General features: G+C 34.0%; 13 protein-coding genes and 1 rRNA gene. 8 read left to right on the forward strand and 6 right to left on the reverse strand.

Annotated features, from left to right (window positions below):
* Nucleotides 1-7: 7 nt before the first annotated feature.
* From NTX22_18135 to rmuC, 3 genes are all read right to left on the reverse strand, one after another.
* Complete coding sequence (locus NTX22_18135; GenBank protein ID MCX6152451.1) at nucleotides 8-1,054, reverse strand: histidine kinase; 1,047 nt, start codon at nucleotides 1,052-1,054, stop codon at nucleotides 8-10.
* An 8-nt stretch (nucleotides 1,055-1,062) separates the two neighbouring features.
* The gene (locus NTX22_18140; protein MCX6152452.1) at nucleotides 1,063-1,785 is read right to left on the reverse strand and encodes a DUF5668 domain-containing protein; all 723 of its coding nucleotides are present in this window, start codon (nucleotides 1,783-1,785) and stop codon (nucleotides 1,063-1,065) included.
* 260 nt (nucleotides 1,786-2,045) lie between these two features.
* Nucleotides 2,046-3,599, reverse strand: a complete 1,554-nt coding sequence (gene rmuC, locus NTX22_18145; GenBank protein MCX6152453.1) for a DNA recombination protein RmuC — start codon at nucleotides 3,597-3,599, stop codon at nucleotides 2,046-2,048.
* Between the two features lie 229 nt (nucleotides 3,600-3,828).
* On the opposite strand from rmuC, the gene NTX22_18150 reads away from it, so the two are divergent.
* The 7 genes from NTX22_18150 (at nucleotide 3,829) to NTX22_18180 (ending at nucleotide 11,630) form a co-directional block, all read left to right on the forward strand.
* A complete protein-coding gene (locus tag NTX22_18150) occupies nucleotides 3,829-6,243 on the forward strand; it encodes a penicillin acylase family protein (protein MCX6152454.1) in 2,415 nt (804 codons plus the stop codon).
* 85 nt (nucleotides 6,244-6,328) lie between these two features.
* A complete protein-coding gene (locus NTX22_18155) occupies nucleotides 6,329-7,279 on the forward strand; it encodes a methylenetetrahydrofolate reductase (protein ID MCX6152455.1) in 951 nt (316 codons plus the stop codon).
* A 12-nt stretch (nucleotides 7,280-7,291) separates the two neighbouring features.
* Nucleotides 7,292-8,296: a Gfo/Idh/MocA family oxidoreductase gene (locus tag NTX22_18160; protein MCX6152456.1), complete on the forward strand. Its 1,005-nt coding sequence runs from the start codon at nucleotides 7,292-7,294 to the stop codon at nucleotides 8,294-8,296.
* Nucleotides 8,275-8,922 (forward strand): class II aldolase/adducin family protein, encoded by a 648-nt coding sequence (locus NTX22_18165; protein MCX6152457.1) that lies wholly within the window; start codon nucleotides 8,275-8,277, stop codon nucleotides 8,920-8,922. Before NTX22_18160 ends, NTX22_18165 begins: the two co-directional genes overlap by 22 nt.
* Before the next feature lie 43 nt (nucleotides 8,923-8,965).
* Nucleotides 8,966-9,955: a D-alanine--D-alanine ligase gene (locus NTX22_18170; protein MCX6152458.1), complete on the forward strand. Its 990-nt coding sequence runs from the start codon at nucleotides 8,966-8,968 to the stop codon at nucleotides 9,953-9,955.
* The gene (locus tag NTX22_18175; GenBank protein MCX6152459.1) at nucleotides 9,952-10,245 is read left to right on the forward strand and encodes a septum formation initiator family protein; all 294 of its coding nucleotides are present in this window, start codon (nucleotides 9,952-9,954) and stop codon (nucleotides 10,243-10,245) included. Before NTX22_18170 ends, NTX22_18175 begins: the two co-directional genes overlap by 4 nt.
* A gap of 86 nt (nucleotides 10,246-10,331) precedes the next feature.
* Nucleotides 10,332-11,630 carry a replication-associated recombination protein A gene (locus NTX22_18180; protein ID MCX6152460.1) on the forward strand — a complete coding sequence of 433 codons (1,299 nt, stop codon included), beginning with the start codon at nucleotides 10,332-10,334 and terminating at the stop codon, nucleotides 11,628-11,630.
* Here NTX22_18180 and dprA read toward each other — a convergent pair whose 3' ends face one another.
* The 3 genes from dprA to NTX22_18195 all read right to left on the reverse strand — a co-directional run bounded on the left by dprA (nucleotide 11,631) and on the right by NTX22_18195 (nucleotide 13,441).
* Nucleotides 11,631-12,749, reverse strand: a complete 1,119-nt coding sequence (gene dprA, locus NTX22_18185; protein MCX6152461.1) for a DNA-processing protein DprA — start codon at nucleotides 12,747-12,749, stop codon at nucleotides 11,631-11,633.
* Between the two features lie 72 nt (nucleotides 12,750-12,821).
* Nucleotides 12,822-13,088 carry a hypothetical protein gene (locus tag NTX22_18190; GenBank protein MCX6152462.1) on the reverse strand — a complete coding sequence of 89 codons (267 nt, stop codon included), beginning with the start codon at nucleotides 13,086-13,088 and terminating at the stop codon, nucleotides 12,822-12,824.
* Nucleotides 13,089-13,192: 104 nt separating this feature from the next.
* Entirely contained in the window at nucleotides 13,193-13,441 is a 249-nt protein-coding gene (locus tag NTX22_18195) for a hypothetical protein (protein ID MCX6152463.1), read from the reverse strand.
* Nucleotides 13,442-14,034: 593 nt separating this feature from the next.
* On the opposite strand from NTX22_18195, the gene NTX22_18200 reads away from it, so the two are divergent.
* A 16S ribosomal RNA gene (locus tag NTX22_18200) occupies nucleotides 14,035-15,319 on the forward strand; the annotation flags it as partial.

Consider the following 15,319-nt stretch of genomic DNA (forward strand, 5'->3'; position numbering starts at 1 on the left):
TTTACCTTCAAGCTATAGGAATAAATACATTAACAGTGAATAAATCTTTTTTCTTTTCAACCGAAAGCAGATTATCCTGGTTATAAATTAAACTTAACCTGTTCTTAATGTTCTGCAAACCGATTCCTTTCCCTTTTTTAATTCTTATTTCCTCATCAAAATTATTTTCAACTGTAAACTTCAGATAATTATTTTCCCGCGAACATTTTACTTTGATAAATATTTTTTCAAGACTTTCATACACACCATACTTGATGGCATTCTCAAACAATGGTTGGAATATCATGTTTGGTACTTTTACTTTTAAGCATTCAGGTGTATAATCTTCAATCAATTCAAATTTATCACCGAATCTGATTTTTTCAATATCGAGATACAATTTTATATTCTTAAGCTCCTCTCCAAGTTCATTGGTTTGCTTTTCATTTTCTGATAAAGTTGATCGAAGAAATCCAGACAACTTAATAATCATTTCCCTTGCTCTGTCTGGATTAGTAATCGTTAATGAGCTAATCGAATTAAGACTATTAAAAATGAAATGCGGATTTAACTGGTACTTTAATGTGCGGAGTTCAGCCTCCTTTACTAGAGTATTAAGCTCAACTTCTCTTTCAATTTTATCTCTTAAATTATAATAAAAAATTATCAAGTAGTTTATTGATACAATCAAAGTGAAATAAAGTACACCAAGCAGTAATCGCCAATAAAAAGTACTATACAGAAATTTCATTGTCTGATCATCTGATAATAGAATATTACGAAAGATGAAATCAGTTATTCCAACAGCAATTAAAGCACTTAATATTATTCCAACACTATTCTGAAGTAAAACTTTTATAAATGTATTTTCCTGAATGTTGATATACTTTACCATATACCATAAGCTTACTCCTAATAACATAAAACTTACATTGGAAATTAAACTATCAAGTGCAGCGTAACCCCACGGAAAAGCCAGCGCCTCAGCAAGAAGAATGAATTGAACAATTGAAACAGTTGTCCAGAAAATTAAATAATAAATGAAATTCTTAAGTTTTAAAAGAGGATTATTCATTTGATTTATTATGCTTCTTTTATTTCGCCACCCCCAAAGATAACTACCCCTTTAATAATTAAAACTTTATCATCTGGGTAAACTGCATTTCTATCTCTTCTTCTTTCATCATTAAAGCCACCAAATAGTGGAGTGATCTTTAGAATTACTTTCCAATCTCTTGGAACGTAGAAAGATACCCCACCCATAATCGCAAGTATATCAATTACATTTTCACCAGGAGCTAACTGGGAATCAGAAAGATCTATCTCGGCTCCACCCATAATAGCAGTTATTTTTCCACCCTGAAAATTCTTTGAATTTATATATCGTTTTCCACCACCGAATACAGCCATTTCATCAAGGATATCTTCATTAATCTCGGTGCCTTTAGACCTCGAATTTTCGAAATGATTTGAATGATAATTTTTTGGTTTTCGTTTAACATTTAAGAGTATATAAATACCAAGGATTATTAATGCAATGGGCCACAATTCCCATGCATTGAAAAAATAATACTTCGATAAAAGAAAAATGACACCAATAGCAACAAGAATATACCCGGCTACATCATTAGAATTAATTATTATAATGGCGCCGATTATTATTAAAATTACTTGCCACGAAAAAAGAATGTGAGGTATGTTGAAATCTATCATTTCGAAGTTGGATAGAAGGAATAATACACCCATAAGTAGAAAAATTCCTCCAATAATAGCTCTACCGCCGATTCTATTTTTACGTTCTACCATTTTGGATCCTTTCAATTATTTTTACATACAAAAATATCAAAGTAATGTTGTGGCGGAATAAGAAATCGGTGAAGAACTGATTTTTATCGGTAAAGACGCAAGCGATATGAGTTTTCGGGTTAATGACTTCAATCCTCCCTGGAAATTTATTTAATTGCAAAATTGTTTAATGGTTAATTTGCTGTTGGAGTTACAACAATTTATAAATTTAACAGTTACGCAATTTTCAATTTCCCAGGGCAATCTTCATTTTTAAATTACTATTCCGGTGTATCCTGCAAATTTGATTCATCAAGTAATGCTGGCTGCCCTGCAACCGGTAATACTTGAACGTCTCTTAATCTTCTTTCAATCGATCTAGTTCTTTTGCTTGCTTCATCAATTGTATTGGTTGCTTCCTGTAATTTCTTTTGAGTTTTATCAAGAACATCACCAAACTTGCCAAACTCTGTCTTAACAGCACCCAGCAGGCTCCAAACCTCACTTGTTCTTTTTTCTATTGCAAGCGTTCTAAATCCCATCTGCAAACTATTTAGAAACGCAGAAAGATTAGATGGTCCAGCTACAGTTATTTTATATTCCCGTTGAAGAATTTCAAGCATTCCGGGTCGCTTTGCAATTTCTGCATAAAGTCCTTCAAACGGAAGGAACATAATTCCAAAATCTGTAGTGTTTGGCGGATCTAAATATTTATCTCTAATATCTTTTGCCGATAACTTAATAGTTTTTTCAAGTTCTTTATTTGCCAAATCAATTCTTTCTGTGTTACCGCTTTCATAAGCGTCTAATAAGTACTGATATTTTTCTTGTGGAAATTTTGAATCTATTGGTAGCCAAACAGTCTGTTCAGTTTTTTCTCTTCCGGGTAATTTAATAGCAAACTCAACATTTTCCTTGCTTCCGATTTTTGTTATTACATTTTTAGAGTATTGTTCAGGGGATAAAATCTGTTCTAATATATTTTCCAATTGATATTCACCCAGTATTCCTCTTGTCTTTACACCGGACAAAACTTTTTTCAAATCACCAACACCAATTGCCAGGGTTTGCATTTCACCAAGTCCTTTGTGAACTTGTTCAAGTCTGTCACTAACAAGTTTAAATGATTCACCAAGTCGTTTTTCCAAAGTTGATTGTAATTTTTCATCCACAGTTGCTCTCATTTCATCAAGTTTCTTTGTATTGCTGTCCTGAAGATTTATAAGTCGTTCTTCAACTTTATCTCTCAACTGATCCAGCTTAACTTCATTCGTTTGCGTTAATTTATTTAGCTGTTCAGAGAATAATTTCAATTCGTTCTTTTGAAGTTGCGATGTTTCAGAAAGTTGTTTCAGTAAAGAATCAGTAATTGATTTTAGTGTGCCGGATAATTCTTCGCGGCTATGTTTTGATGAAAGTGAAAATTCATTTTGAAAGTTTTGAAGTTTTTTCTCCATTCCATCACGGAACAATTCCATTTTATCTTCAATCGTTCTGGAAAGTGTGTTCATGGTTTCTCTAAACGTTTCAAGCTGCGATTTTTGAAGATTGGAAACCTCTATCATCCTGTTAAAGAAAGAATCGTTTAAAAGTTTGAATGAACCACTTAGTTCCTCGCGGGTTTGTTTTGCAGCGTTGTTTGTTTCCTCACGGTTTCGCGAAAATTCATCTTTAATTAGTCGCTCTTGCTTGGTGGAGTTTTCTTCCAATGCAAGTTTAAAAGTTGTTTGTAATTCTGATAAATTAGTGCCAGTAATTTTCTTCAGCAAAATATAAATGATGATGAGACTGACTAAACTAATTATTAATGTAATGATGGAAAGAACTTCAATCATAAATTCCTCAATGAATTTTTAAGTAACAGTTAAGATTTAATTCTGAAATTATTTAAAAATGAATATCTGAATTATATATTTTCAGATAAGGTACCATTTCAGCTTCCTTAAACTGCGATATAAAAATAATGATTATTATTTTCTAAAATATAATTTTTCATACAAATAGTATGGGAAATTATTAGTTTGCTAATGTTCTTTTTTATTTTAATAGAACCTAAACGAATTTATGGCAAATTGGTTTAAACTTTCAATTGGAATTTTTGTTTCTACAGTAGTTTTAATTTCTGCCGGCATATTCCTTTTCTATCTTCTATTGCAGCATTCTTTACCGGATTACAATGGTGAAAAGGATTTTCCTGGTTTATCAAACAAAGTTGAAATATACCGGGATGATTATGGAATTCCATATATTTTCTCGCAGACTGATGAAGATGCTGCATTTGCATTAGGATACGTTCATGCTCAGGAAAGATTATTTCAGATGGATATTGCAAGACGAGCTGGTGAAGGTAAGTTGAGTGAAATCTTTGGCTCTAAAACTCTTGCATTCGATATGATGTTTAAAACTATTGGAATGGATAGAGTTGCAACGCAGGTTCTGAAACAATTAAATCGAGAAACTAAAAATATATTAGAAGCCTATTCAGAAGGTGTGAATGCATATATCCAGGAATACAAAGGAATGTACGCTTTTGAGTTCGATGTTTTACAATACGATCCCGAGCCATGGAAACCTGAACAAAGTTTGCTTATTGGTAAATTAATGGCTTGGGAGCTTAATATTAGCTGGTGGACAGATATTGCATTTTCAAATCTTGTTCAAAGTTTAGGAGAAGAAAAAGTAAAAGAAATTTTACCAGACTATCCGGAGAATGCACCTACGATAATTCCTTCAGCAATTTCCAGTTACTCTAAAATAACTACAGGTTTGATTGATGTTGAAAAATCATTCCGAACATTTATGGGATTCAAGGGGACCCATATTGGATCAAATAATTGGGTTGTGAATGCAACCAAATCTGCAAGTGGAAAACCTATAATTGCCAACGATCCACATTTAGCTTTTCAAGCTCCGGGTAAGTGGTATGCTGCAGTTATAAGGGGAAAGGATTGGAAAACTGAAGGAGTAACATTGCCCGGTATTCCAGCAATAGTAATTGGAAAAAATCAAAATATATCATGGGTGCTTACAAATGTAATGGCTGATGATGCTGATTTCTATAACGAGCATATTGATTCAACAGGTAAGAAATATTTATTTAACGGTAATTGGATGGATCTAAAAACTTTCGATTATAGAATACATGTTAAAGATTCCTCAGTTGTTAAAATAACTGTAAAAGAAACTCATAGAGGACCTATCGTTTCGGATATTCATTTGCTTAATAAAAACTATCCGGTAAAAAACGGCAGCCAGGCTGTAATGAGTATGCGTTGGACAGGTCTTGATATAAGTAATGAGTTACCTGCTTTTTATTCAATCAATAAAGCAAAAAACTGGATTGAGTTTAAGGAAGCATTAAAAAACTTTTCTTCACCTGGACAAAATTTTGTATATGCTGATAAAGAAGGGAATATCGGTTATGTCTGTGCAGCTAAACTTCCTATCCGAAATTCAGTTAGTCCAACTTTTATTTATGATGGTTCAACAGACATTAATGATTGGAAAGGATTTGTTCCATTTGAACAAATGCCAACGCTCTACAATCCACCAGAAAATTTTATTGCTACTGCAAATAATAAAACGGTTAAAAATTTTCCTTATCATATATCCAATCTTTGGGAGCCACCTTCAAGAATTACAAGAATAAATGAGCTGTTAAATTCAAAACCAAAACTATCGATAAATGATTTTAAGAATTTTCAAATGGATTTTATTTCTCCATATGCACGGGAAATTACCCCATTCATCCTTTCCGCATTTCAAGATATAAAAATCACAGATATAAATTTGAATTTAGCTTTAGAGTTGTTAAAGAAATGGAATTTTGCAATGGATGAATTCAGCCAGGTTCCAGCTATATACAATGTTTTCTTTAATTATCTTTTGCAAAATATTTTTGAAGATGAGATGGGGAAGAATCTTTTTCAACAATATATTTTTATAGCGAATGTTCCATACAGAACCGTAGCAAAATTGTTAAAGGAAAATTCTTCTACATGGTTTGATAATACAAAAACTCCAAAAAGCGAAAGTAGAGATGATATTATTCGGAAAAGTTTGGCTGATGCTCTAACATTCTTAGAGCGGAAGTATGGCAGCAATCTGGCAGATTGGCAATGGGGAAATCTTCACCAGGTCGTTCATAAACACATGTTCCATGGAAAAATCTCTGCTCTGGATAATTATATTGATGTTGGTCCGTACAATGTTGGAGGTGATGGAACTACTATTTTCAATACGGAATATTCTTTTAACCAACCATACGAAAATATCCTGGGACCTTCGATGCGTTACTTATTTGATTTTTCTAAGCCCGAAGAATTTCAATTAATTCTTCCCACCGGAGAATCCGGAAATATTTTTTCTAATCATTATAAAGATATGAGCAGAATGTGGCTTACTGGTAAATACATTACAATAAACACCAACGAAGATCATATCAGGAATGCAGGTTACAAACTACTTATTCTAAAATAAATTCCGCCTAAAATCCCGGGTCATTCTTTTAAAAACAATTTAATTGGAAGTTTAGTAAATTTGTCAGTAAAAAAATTGAAGATAAATGAAAGTAGTAGAACATCTTGCTCGATCAACAAATCCGCTCATCAGCTTTGAGATTATACCTCCTCAGCGAGGCGGTGATATTAAAGGATTGCTTGGAATTATTGATGCAATTTCAAAATACAATCCTCCATTTATAGACATTACAAGTCACGCGGCTGAAGTTATCTATGAAGAAACACCCCAGGGTATTCAGCGAAGGATAAAACGAAAGCGACCGGGTACACTTGGTATTTGTGCCTTGATTCAAAATAAATATAATATTGATGCCGTGCCGCATATTTTATGTCAGGGTTTTACACGAGAGGAAACAGAAGATTTTTTAATAGAGCTTCTGTACCTTGGGATTGATAATGTTCTTGCAATCCGCGGAGATGAGAACAATTATAAAAAACCGCTTCATTCCGGCAGGAGTGCAAACATATATGCAGTTGATTTGGTAAAACAAATTTCCGCACTTAACAAAGGAAAATATTTAGAGGAAGGTCTGTTGGATGCTAAACCAATGGACTTTTGTATTGGTGTAGGCGGATATCCTGAAAAACATTTTGAGTCACCTAATATTAAAATTGATATTAAATTTACCAAAGAAAAAATTGAAGCTGGTGCAGGGTATATTGTTACTCAGATGTTTTATGACAATGGTAAATTTTTCAAATACCTTGAACTATGCAAAGAGGAAGGAATTAACGCACCGATAATTCCAGGATTAAAAATTATAACATCCAAATCTCAGTTAGTTAATATTCCACGCAACTTCTATATTGATATTCCGGAAGATCTTGCTATGGAAGTTAGTAATGCTAAGCCTGAACATGTAATTGAGATTGGTGTAGAATGGGCATACAAACAGGTAGAAGAATTATTAAACAGAAAAGTAGCAGGTGTTCATTTTTATATTATGCAGAGCTCCAAACCAATTTTAAAATTGATGGAGAAGTTGAATCTATAAAATGGAAAACTAATGTTAAATATTCATAAAAGAATTATACGAAGATTAAGATGGGGTGTTGCCGGCTGTGGCAGTTTTACAGAAAATGCTTTCATTCCAACTTTGCAATTGATGCCAAAGAGTAAATTGATTTCGCTATACAGTTCAGATATTAACAGAGCTAAGACTTTGGCAGATAAATTTGGAGCGCAATTTGCGTTTAATAATTATTCTGAATTTCTAAAAAGCGACATAGATTGTGTTTACATTGGAAGTGCTAATATAAATCACTACTACCAGGTTATTGAAGCTGCCAAATCGGGTAAACATATTCATTGCGAAAAACCTTTGGCAATAAATTTTGAACAAACAAAAGAAATGGTTGAGGTCTGCCAGGCAAATAATGTTTTGTTGTCGGTTAATTATGTTCACCGCTTTCATCCAATAGTTGTTAAAGCAAAGGAAATAATTGAAAAAGGAATGCTGGGTAAAATTGTTTCAATAAGTGTAAACTTTAATATGGATTATATGCCCAATGAAAATTTTAGATTCAAAAAAGAATTAAGCGGTGGTGGAGCACTTAGAGATGTCGGCACTCATATGATTGATCTTTTAAGGTTTTTTGGTGGTGAGATTTTGGAAATCCAGGGAGTTATGGATAACATTATTTATAAAAGTGAAGTAGATGATTTTGCGGCAGCAATAGTTAAATTTGAAAAAGGCGGGTATGGGCAATTTAACGTTTCCTATAATACAAAGAAGGCGTTTAATAGAGTTGAAATACTTGGCTATAAAGGTTGTATCAGTATAGAAAATTTAATTGGTAAAAGAACTTCTCCGTGTAAGCTGATTATAGATTTAAATGGAGAAGGTAAAAAAGCATTCAGGAAAAGAGGAAATAAGTTACTTTATACTTTACGTGCTATACAAAAATCTTTTTTAAATAATCAACCACTTCCTATTACCGGAAAGGATGGAATGATAAATATGAAATTGATGGAAGAACTTGAGAGAAAATGTCTTTACGGAAAGAACTAATTGAAGCTTGCCATAAGGTTTATCAACAAGGATTTGTTGCTGCAACAGATGGAAATCTTTCATGCCGAATTTCTAAAAACAGATTTCTTATAACTCCATCTGGCAAATCTAAAGGTGAACTTTGCGAAAAAGATTTGCTGGAAATTGATGAGAATGGGAAAATTCTTAAAGGCAGCGGAAAAGTTTCAACTGAATTTAAACTGCATCTTTTTGTTTACAAAAATAGGGAAGAAGTAAAATCAGTAATCCACTGTCATCCGGTATTTGCAACGGCATTCGCGGCTTCCGGTTTGGCATTGGATAAACCAGTTTTTCCGGAAGTAATTTTAACTTTAGGAAAAATTCCAATTTGTAAATACGCCACTCCCTCAACCAAAGCGGTTACTTCTTCAATGGAACCATATATTAAAACAGCTTGGGCAATGCTGCTGGCAAATCACGGAGCAGTTACCCTTGGTAAAAACATCAGAGATGCTTTTTATAAGATGGAAAAACTGGAGCATACTGCAAAAACTATTTTTGTCGCAAAATTACTGGGGGGAGAAAAAATTCTTTCCAGGAAAAATGTAATTGAGTTATACTCTATTGCTGAAAAAGTGTATGGAGCTAAATCAAATATCAAATAACATTTATAACAATAACTAAAATTTAATGGATGGAATTAAGAAATTGAAAATTGCTCTTTTAATAGGAGGAACTTCACCAGAACGAGAAGTATCTAAGTCGTCAGGAAAAAGTATTTATTACTCTCTGAAGGAGTTGGGATATTCAGTAATATTAATAGATCCCGCTTATGGTTTGAACCAACCTACAAAAGAGGAAGATTATTTCTCCGAAAAGGATTTTGCAGAGATTACCAATCGCAATTGTGGAATTGCAATTAATTCTTCGTTGCTGGATGATGTGGATTTAGTTTTTATTGGACTTCATGGTAAATGGGGAGAAGATGGAACAATCCAGGCATTGTTGGAATTGAGAGGAATTAAATACACTGGAGCCGGTGTACTTGCAAGTGCTTTAGCTATGGATAAAAATGTTTCGAAAATCATGTTTCAGCATTATGATGTTGCTACACCAAAATGGTTTGTAGTTGAAAAGTGGGATAAGGATTTCCAGGTAGTAATTGAAAAGACTAAAAAGTTTTTTGGCTTCCCCTGTATAATTAAACCAAATGATCAGGGTTCTACGATTGGTTTAACCTTATGCAGAAGTGAAGAAGAATTACAGCCGGCAGTTGAAATAGCGCGAAAGTTTTCTGATAAGGTTTTGATTGAGGAGTATATACCCGGAAAAGAAATTGAAGTTGGAATTCTTGATAATGAAGCTCTTCCGGTTCTTGAAATTAAACCAAAGCATGATCTTTACGATTATGAATGCAAATACACAAGTGGCATGAGCGAATATATTGTTCCTGCCCAAATTCCTATTGCCATAGCCCGGCATCTTCAACATCAAGCACTGCTTGCCTTCCAATCAGTAGGTGGAAAAAGTTATGGTAGAATTGATTTTAGAATGACGAATGAATTTAAAACCTATTGCCTTGAAGTAAACACTTTGCCTGGAATGACTAACACAAGTCTTGTTCCCAAAATGGCAAAAGCTGCGGGAATAAGTTTTGGCGATTTATTAGAAAGAATTATTCAACTGGCAATAAAATGAAAAACGCCGGAAAAAAAAGTAAAATAAAATATTTTATTTACTTTCTAATCTTCATTGCTGTGATTTCATTCTTTTTATTCAACCGGTTTGGCATATTAAAATATGTTGATTTGGTTAATCAAAAGAATAAATTAAATGACCAGATCAAGCAAGTGGAAAATGAGAATAAAAATCTCCGGAATGAAATTGATTCTTTAAAATCAGTTGATTCCAAAATTGAGAAAGTTGCCCGGGAAAAATATCACATGAAAGCAAAGGGTGAAAAAGTCATAAGGGTGGAAGCAAAGTAAGTACTTTGCACAATACAGCAAAATCGAATAAAATTTATAACAGAATACTTCATCATCATTTGTAAATAAAAATTATTTTAAAGTTGATGCTAAGCGAGAAAATAAAAATATCATCGGTTCCTTTAGCTGAAAGAGTCAGACCAATTGACCTGAATGAATTTCAAGGACAGACAGCATTGCTTGGAACGGGAAAACCGATTCGATTAATGATAGAGAATGATAATCTAAGTTCGTTTATTCTTTGGGGTCCTCCGGGTAGTGGAAAAACTACAATAGCAAGAATTATAGCTCAGAAAACCAAATCAGAATTTTATAAAATCAACGCTGTTTCATCAGGTGTTAAAGACCTTAGAGAAATAATTATTAAAGCTGAACAGAATAAACTTTATAACAAAAGAACAATTTTATTTATTGATGAAATCCATCGTTTTAATAAAGCACAACAGGATGCACTTTTGTCAGCAGTTGAATCTGGATTAATCATTCTTATTGGCGCCACTACAGAAAATCCTTCATTTGAAGTTATTCCAGCTTTAAGATCGAGATGCCGCGTTTTTGTTTTAGATGAACTTTCGAAATCTGATTTGGAAAATATTTTAGACAATGCATTATTGAAGGATGAATTTCTTTCTGTAAGAAAGGTGGAAAAGATCGATAAAGATTTTTTAATTTTTGCTTCCGGCGGAGATGCCAGAATTCTTCTTAATATTTTAGAAGCTGCTTATATACAGGAATCTAATTCTGAAGTAATAAATCTTTCCAAAATTGTAATTGAAAATGTACTGCAGAGAAAGAATATTTTATATGATAAAGCTGGTGAAGAACATTATAATGTCATTTCAGCATTCATTAAGAGCCTTAGAGGCAGCGATCCTGATGCATCCTTGTATTGGATGGCAAGAATGCTTGAAGGCGGGGAAGACCCTTTATTCATTGCAAGGAGAATGGTAATTTTTGCCTCCGAAGATGTTGGTAACGCATCACCAAATGCATTGCTTCTTGCCGAAGCTGCCTTTAGCGCCGTTGATAAAATTGGGATGCCGGAAGGAAGAATTATTCTTGCTCAGTGTGTTACATATTTAGCATCATGTCCAAAAAGTAATTCTTCGTATATGGGGATTGAAAGTGCACTATCCGATGTAAGGAATAAAGAGCTTTTTGCGGTTCCTCTTCATTTAAGAAATGCACCAACCAAACTTATGAAAGAGCTTGGTTATGGAAAAGAGTATAAATATCCTCATAGTTTTGATAATCATTTTGTAGAAGTAAATTATCTTCCAGACGAATTAAAAAATGCTCAATATTATTTTCCCTCTGAAAACGGGCAGGAAAAATCCCTGAAAGAAAGATTGAAAAGTCTTTGGAAGAATCGGAAAAAATATTGATCAGATTAGAGCAAACATTTTGCCGGGCAATTGTGTAACTAACCCCTTAAATTCCAGTGAAAGTAAATGAACAAGACAATCCGAAGTTGACATTGAAGTCAATTCTGAAATTTTATCTATTTGGATTGGAGTATTTGTTAGATTAGAAATAATTTTATCTTCAAAAATTGATAACTCGATGCTTGGTTTTGGAATATTCTTTCCAATAACTGGTTTTAATTTTAACTCTAACTCTTGTAAAATATCTTCTGGATTTAAAACAAGTTTAGCTTCACCTTTTTGAATAAGAAGATTTGTTCCTTCGCTTTGTTTAACATCAATATTGCCTGGAATAGCAAATACTTCTCTGTTCTGATCAAGTGCAAAAGAAGCTGTTTGCATTGCCCCGCCATTCAATGCGGTTTCAATAACTAAAGTACCTAAAGTTAAACCGGAAATTATACGGTTTCGTTTTGGAAAATTTTGTGCATCGGGTTTTGTTCCTAAAGGATATTCAGAAATTATTAATCCCTTTTCAGAAATTTCATCAAACAATTTTTTATTTTCGGGTGGATATATGACGTCCAAACCAGTACCCAGTATTGCGATTGTTCGTCCATTAATCCTTAGAGTTGATTTATGTGCAATAGAATCAATTCCACGAGCCAAGCCACTAACTATTGGGATATTTTGTTTTGCAAATTCGGATGAGAATCTTTCTGCCTGATTCTTACCATAAGCTGTTGGAGTTCTTGTTCCAACTATTGAAAGAGCAAATTTATCAAATTCTGAATATTTCCCTTTTATGTATAAAATTAATGGCGGATCGTAAATTTTTTTTAATAATTCCGGGTATTCGGTATCCCAAACAGTAAGTACACTTCCACCAATTTTTAAAAGCTGATCATATTCTTTTTCTAAATTAATTTGAAGTTTATTTTTTGTTAACCTGATATTCGAAATTCTTGTAGCAAGAATTTTGTCGATTCCTTCAGCTTGGATTAAAGAAGTTGTGCTTGAGTTTAGAATTTTTTCAAGAGATTTAAATTTTGAAAGTAAGTTGCGAAGTTTAAGAGGACCTATTCCCTCAACACTTAATAATAAGCGAAGATTTACAAATCGATCAAAACTAATTCTCATTAATTTTAATTAAAATTACCTAATTACAATTTCTTGTTAAAATGCAATTAAAGATGAAAATTTTGGAAAAGTTCAGTTTACTGATTTTTTATTATCTTGTCTTTTCCTATAAAATATTGAAGTTGGAATAATTAAAAAATAGCTAATAATTAATGTAATGGGTGATACTATCAATGCAATAGGACTGTCCCAAGTACCAACAGACATTAAATAAAAGCCTATTATCAGTAAAACAATTCCAATCAACAAAAAATAGTAATTTCCTTTATCCCAATAGATAGTAAATGGAGATGAGGAAATAAATTTTTGTGGTTTACTTATCTTTTTAGATTTTGCCATATTTAATCTCAAATATTAAAATTTAAAAGCCCAGTGTTGGGGGGGACACTGGGCCGACTCCATAATTGCCAAATTCTGGGGAGTGAACTTGGCGGAGCCAAAAATCATTTATGAATTTGATATACAATTTTTCGTATAGTATCAAACTGTAAATAAGGATATTCATCCCTTAATGCATCAATTGCATCGCTGGCACTAAGTTTAGAAGCTCTTAACTCCTTAAACTTATTTCTGATTTGATAATCTCTAACTGATTTTTCATCAATTAGCCCTTTGCTACTTAATAATTCAAAAATTTCATCACTAATTAAGTCACTCAAGGGATTTTCAATCCTGGATTTTAATGTTTTCATATAACCTTCCCTTCCTACTTTGTTAAACAGATTAACTATTCAATACAAATCGTATCAAAAATCTATAAAACCTCACCATTTAAAACAATAAAACCTAAAAATAGTTCCGGAAAAAAATACTTGAAAACATTATTATTACATTGAAAAATACAAATAATAATCTCTAAATGTCAAATAAAATTTGTCTACTGTAAGATTAATTTATTATAAATATACTCCAAAAAAAAAAATATGGCAGACACTGAACAACACCTATCAGAATTGTAAACACTTCAGTAAAAAATTATTTCTAGAAACTTTTGAAAAATTAATAATTAGTTGAGCGGCACTCCCACTAAAGTGTGAATCTAAAATAAATTCAATGGATTCCTGCTTTCGTAGGAATGACAAATTAAATTTTCCAGAAGTTTCTTCTAGAAATAGAATAATTATTTTATCTTTTTTGCTACAATCACTTGACTTTTATGAATCATTGCATTATTTTTTAAGTCCAATTTTTATGGATGTTCTTTGAAAAAGTGAGTGTAAAAAACCTGTCAGTAATGGTTTCAATTGAATTATATCTCTGTTGATTACAAAATTTTAAATAATTTACAACGGAGAGTTTGATCCTGGCTCAGGACGAACGCTGGCGGCGTGCCTAACACATGCAAGTCTACGAGAAAGGAATAGCAATATTCTTAGTAAAGTGGCGCAAGGGTGAGTAATATGTAAGTAATCTGCCCACGGATTTGGAATAACGTCGAGAAATCGGCGCTAATACCTAATAATGCAGCGGCATCGCATGATGATGTTGTTAAAGTTTCAGCAATGAAACGTCTATGGATGAGCTTGCAGCTGATTAGCTAGTTGGTAAGGTAAAAGCTTACCAAGGCAACGATCAGTAGCTGGTCTGAGAGGATGATCAGCCACACTGGAACTGAGACACGGTCCAGACTCCTACGGGAGGCAGCAGTGAGGAATATTGGGCAATGCCCGGAAGGGTGACCCAGCAACGCCGCGTGGAGGATGAATGCCGTAAGGTTGTAAACTCCTGTTAGAGGGGACGAAAAATTAATATTCGTAAGGGTATTAAATTGACGGTACCTTCAGAGAAAACCCCGGCTAACTACGTGCCAGCAGCCGCGGTAATACGTAGGGGGTTAGCGTTGTCCGGATTTACTGGGTGTAAAGGGCGCGTAGGCGGGTTTGTAAGTCAGAGGTGAAATCCTACAGCTTAACTGTAGAACTGCCTTTGATACTGCAAATCTTGAGTTCAGAAGAGAGAGACGGAATTCCAGGTGTAGTGGTGAAATACGTAGATATCTGGAAGAACACCAGTGGCGAAGGCGGTCTCTTGGTCTGACACTGACGCTGAGGCGCGAAAGCGTGGGTAGCAAACAGGATTAGATACCCTGGTAGTCCACGCTGTAAACGATGAATACTAGATGTTGGGTAGAAATACTCAGTGTCGCAGCTAACGCATTAAGTATTCCACCTGGGGAGTACGATCGCAAGGTTGAAACTCAAAGGAATTGACGGGGGCCCGCACAAGCAGTGGAGTATGTGGTTTAATTCGAAGCAACGCGAAGAACCTTACCAGGACTTGACATAGCATTGATCGGTCTAGAGATAGACCTTCCCTTCGGGGCAATGTATACAGGTGGTGCATGGTTGTCGTCAGCTCGTGTCGTGAGATGTAAGGTTAAGTCCTTGAACGAGCGCAACCCCTGTCGCTAGTTGCTAACCCGCAAGGGTGCACCCTAGCGATACTGCCAGCTAAAAGTTGGAGGAAGGAGGGGATGACGTCAAATCCTCATGGCCTTTATGTCCAGGGCTACACACATGCGACAATGGTCGGTACAACGGGTCGCAACACCGCGAGGTGAAGCCAATCTC

The organism is Ignavibacteriales bacterium, from assembly GCA_026390815.1.
Classification (GTDB): Bacteria; Bacteroidota; Ignavibacteria; order Ignavibacteriales; family SURF-24; genus JAPLFH01.